This window comes from uncultured Campylobacter sp. (assembly GCF_937973075.1).
Taxonomy (GTDB): domain Bacteria; phylum Campylobacterota; class Campylobacteria; order Campylobacterales; family Campylobacteraceae; genus Campylobacter_B.
In genome coordinates this window covers 1-4,193 of the sequence record NZ_CALBWL010000042.1, presented here as the reverse complement: position 1 = coordinate 4,193, position 4,193 = coordinate 1, and the positions used below count along the sequence as shown (strand labels likewise).

The window sequence follows — 4,193 nt, the reverse complement described above, 5'->3', positions numbered from 1 at the left end:
GGAATTTATCAGATCCTCGAGCCGTTTTTTAGCGCCCTTGCGAGCCTCGCTGATTTTTTCGGCAAGGGTAGCGGTGCTTTCGCTAAGGCGTTTAAATTCCGCTTGCAACTTGGTTTTTTCAAAGCTTAACTGCTCGTAATGCTCAAGTTCTTTCTTGCGCGCTTCAAGCGTAGCTAAAGCCTCTTCTACGCTTCCGTAGCGCCTATTTAGCGCGCTAAGAGCTTCGATACGATCTAAAATTTTCTCTATGTCGATATTTTCGAGCTCGTCTAAATTCAAGCTTTCCTGCTTTAGCCGTAGTTCATTCATCGCATCCTCGAAAAACGCACTATCCAGTCCGCTAAGACTTAGCGCTTCGATGACGCTGCGCTCTAGCTCAAAAACGCCCTGCGCCCTAGCCCAAAGTTCCTCGATCTTATCTTTTTTACTAAGCTTTTTTTTGATCTGCAAAAGCTCCTCGTATTCGCCGATCTTAGGCGATACGCGCTCGATTTTTTCAATCTCGAAGCGAGCAAATTCCTTTAACTCCTCGATCTTGCGCTCTTGATCTAAAATTTCATCCAGCTGCTTTTTTGTGCGGCTAAATTCCACAAAAGCGCTTTGAAGCTCCGATAGGCTTTGCGCGTGCGCAGCATCTTTTTTCGCGGCGATAAAATCAAGTAATTTTAGCAAGCTGTCGCTACTCATTTCGCCGGCGTTTTTCGCGCCTAAAAATTTCACGTATTCGCCGGCGATCGTGCTTAGATTTTTTTTTGAGACCGATTGAGAATTTATAAAGTATCGTAAGCTACGCTCTTTTAGAACGCGAAAGGTATTTGGCGTATCGTTTATCAAGCCGAAATTTTCCATATCAAATTTATGCTCTACGTCCGCTTCTATGAGCTCAGCCTCGCATTCTTTAAGCCCGAACACCGCTAAAATCGCGCCTATTAATACCGATTTACCCGCGCCGCTGATACCTGTAAATACGCTAAGTCCCGGGCCAAAACTAAGCTCGCTCTCGCAAAAACCTAGATTATTTTTAATATAAATTCTTTCTAGCATCCGCCGTGCCCCCATCTGAGTTTGGCTTTTAAAACGTCGAAATAATCGTAGCTTCTGCGTTTTATTAAATTTGCTTTGGCGTGTGAAATTTTAACGCTTACGCTGTGAAATTCCGCCATATCAAAAACGTCTTGTCCGTCGATGACGACGCTAACTTCGGAGCTTCCGGCGTTTTTGAAACTCGCGAGATACTCTTTTGGCAAGATCAAAGGCCGCTGCGTCAGGCTGTGCGAGCAGATCGGCGTAACGCAAAACACGTCGCACAGCGGATAGACGATAGATCCGTTCGCGCTCATATTATACGCGGTCGAGCCTACGGCGGAGCTTACGATCACGCCGTCGCCGTAGTAGGTATTGAAATATTTTCTATTTAAAAAAGCGTCGATTTTCGCCATCGAGGAGATGTGGCTGCGGGTGATTACGACGTCGTTAAATGCGGCCTTGCGGACGATTTTGCCGCTGCCGTTTTCGAGTATCACTTCGAGCAAAAACGGGCGCTCGATCTCGTATTCGCCGCGCAAAAATTCCTTTAAAAATTTTGCGAATTCGCTCGGCTGCACGTCCGTTAAAAACCCGAGAGTGCCTGCGTTGATACCCAAAATGAAGGCGTTTTTGTCGCTTAGCAACCTCGCAAGCCCGATGAGCGTACCGTCGCCGCCGAGGCTGATTAAAAAATTGGTCTTTTTTAAAATTTCTGCGAGCGTATGCGGCTTAAGGCCAAAAAATTCCGCTCCGTCCTCTTCAAGCAAAAGCTCAATACCTTGCGCTTTTAAAATTTCGCAAATTTGTTCCACGACGGGGCGAATCTCTTCTGATTTTTTGGCTATTAGCCCCGCGAATTTAAGGTTTTTATGAATTTTGTTTTCCATAGTTTTATTTTATAAAAAATTAGCTTTGTAAAAGCAAAATTTAACTATACTTGCGTTTTACAAATAATTTTAAAGGAGTAAATTTGCGAAGTCATTATTGCGCCGATTTGAGTAAAAACGATATCGGCAAAAGTGTAACCGTGTGCGGCTGGGTAAATTCTTACCGCGACCACGGCGGCGTGATTTTTATAGATTTGCGTGACCGGAGCGGGCTGTTACAGCTAGTCTGTGATCCCAAAGATAGCCACTCGGCATACGAGGTAGCAAATACCGTGCGAAACGAATTTGTCCTAAAAGCCGTCGGCAAGATCCGCGCTCGCGGCGAAGGGCTTGAAAATCCAAATTTAAAAACCGGCGATATCGAAGTCGTGGTAGAGGATCTGCAGATCGAAAATCCAAGCAAACCGCTTCCTTTCGTAATCGGCGATAAAAGCGTCAACGAAGAAACGAAGCTTAAGTACCGCTTTTTGGATCTGCGCGCCGAGGGGAGCTTCGATAAATTTAAGATGCGCTCCAAGGCTGCGATTGCCGCGCGAAATGCTCTTGATAGGCTAGGCTTTGTAGAGGTCGAAACGCCGATCTTAACGCGCGCGACGCCTGAGGGCGCTAGGGATTATCTGGTGCCTAGCCGCGTCTATCCGGGCAGCTTCTACGCGCTTCCGCAAAGTCCGCAGCTTTTCAAACAGCTTTTGATGTGCTCGGGCTTTGATAAATACTTCCAGATCGCGCGCTGCTTCCGCGATGAGGACCTGCGCGCCGACCGACAGCCGGAATTTACACAGATCGATATCGAGATGAGCTTCAATACCCAATACGACGTAATGCGCGTAGCCGAGGAGGTTTTAAAAGACATTTTCAAATCCTGCGGCCGCGAGATCGCCACCCCTTTTAGACATATGGAGTATAAAGACGCGATGGAGCTTTACGGCAGCGACAAACCCGATCTGCGCTACGATATGCCTTTCATCGACGTAGCCGATATTTTTGAAAAATCGAGCAATGAAATTTTTTCAAATTTAGCCAAAGACCGCAAAGCTAACCGCGTAAAAGCTCTGAAAGTCGAAGGCGGCGATCTGAAATTTAGCAAGCGCCAGATGCAAGGCTTTGAGGAATACGTGAAAAAATTCGGCGCGCAGGGCCTCGCGTTTATCCAAGTAAAAGAGGACGGTCTAAAGGGACCGCTGGTAAAATTCTTTGAAAAAAGCGAGCTGGATGAGCTCATCAAGCGCTGCGAGCTAAAGGTCGGCGACGTCGTATTTTTCGGCGCGGGCAAAAAGAAAATCGTGCTTGATTATATGGGCAGATTTAGAATTTTCCTCGCAAACGAGCTTGGTCTCATCGATCCGAACAGGCTTGAGTTTCTGTGGGTCGTAAATTTCCCTATGTTTGAGCAAAACGACGACGGCAGCTACTCCGCGATGCACCATCCTTTTACGATGCCGAACAATCCCGACGAGCCTGATTTAGAGGACATTACCTCGATTGCCTACGACGTCGTGCTAAACGGCATCGAGCTTGGCGGCGGCAGCATCAGGATCCATAAAGCGGACATTCAAGAGAAGGTCTTTAGGCTGCTTAAGATCGAGCCTGCGGAGCAGAGGGAGAAATTCGGCTTCCTGCTTGATGCGCTAAGCTTCGGCGCGCCTCCGCACGGAGGTATCGCGATCGGCTTTGATAGGCTGATGATGCTGGTTACCGGCTCAAGCAGTATCCGCGAGGTTATCGCGTTTCCTAAAACGCAGCGCGCGCAGTGTCCGCTCACCAAAGCCCCTAGCGTCGTTACAGACGAGCAACTTCGCGAGCTAGGTCTTAGGCTTCATAAGAAGGAGCAAAAATGAAAAGCCTTTTTCTAATCATTGGCGCTCCTGGCAGCGGCAAAACGACCGATGCGAGTATGATCGCTCAGATGAATCAAAGCATCGAGCACTACTCCACGGGCGATCTGCTGCGTGCCGAGGTAGCAAGCGGTAGCGCTTTGGGCAAACAGATAGATGGCTTCATCTCTAAAGGCAATCTCGTGCCGCTTGATATCGTCGTAAATGCTATCGTTAGCGCGATTAAGAGCTCGCCTAAAGACTTCATCATCATCGACGGCTATCCAAGGAGCGTCGAGCAGATGAATAAGCTAGACGAGGTGCTGCGAGGCGACGATGATATAAATCTTAGCGCAGTAATCGAGGTATGCGTTAGCGAGGAGGTCGCCAAGGAGCGTGTTTTAGGACGCGCTCGCGGAGCGGACGATAACGAGGAGGTCTTTAAAAACCGCATGGCGGTATTTTC

4 protein-coding genes are annotated in these 4,193 nt (G+C 48.0%); 2 read left to right on the top strand and 2 right to left on the bottom strand.

Annotation, left to right across the window (positions count from 1 at the left end; genetic code table 11):
* Both Q0274_RS05810 and Q0274_RS05805 read right to left on the bottom strand, forming a co-directional pair.
* Positions 1–1,044 (bottom strand): AAA family ATPase (locus tag Q0274_RS05810; protein WP_298028311.1); only part of this gene is annotated, 1,044 nt, incomplete at its 3' end.
* Entirely contained in the window at positions 1,038–1,913 is an 876-nt protein-coding gene (locus tag Q0274_RS05805) for an NAD(+) kinase (RefSeq protein ID WP_298028310.1), read from the bottom strand. The genes Q0274_RS05805 and Q0274_RS05810, both read right to left, overlap by 7 nt.
* Before the next feature lie 83 nt (positions 1,914–1,996).
* Here Q0274_RS05805 and aspS point away from each other — a divergent pair, with 83 nt between their 5' ends.
* Positions 1,997–3,751 (top strand): aspartate--tRNA ligase, encoded by a 1,755-nt coding sequence (gene aspS, locus Q0274_RS05800; protein WP_298028309.1) that lies wholly within the window; start codon positions 1,997–1,999, stop codon positions 3,749–3,751.
* A partial coding sequence (locus tag Q0274_RS05795) for an adenylate kinase (RefSeq protein ID WP_298028308.1) occupies positions 3,748–4,193 on the top strand: 446 nt, incomplete at its 3' end. The genes aspS and Q0274_RS05795, both read left to right, overlap by 4 nt.

Bases quoted from the DNA above. Each gene is read 5' to 3' on its own strand.
- Q0274_RS05805 (WP_298028310.1), bottom strand. From the start codon at position 1,913: ATGGAAAACAAAATTCATAAAAACCTTAAATTCGCGGGGCTAATAGCC.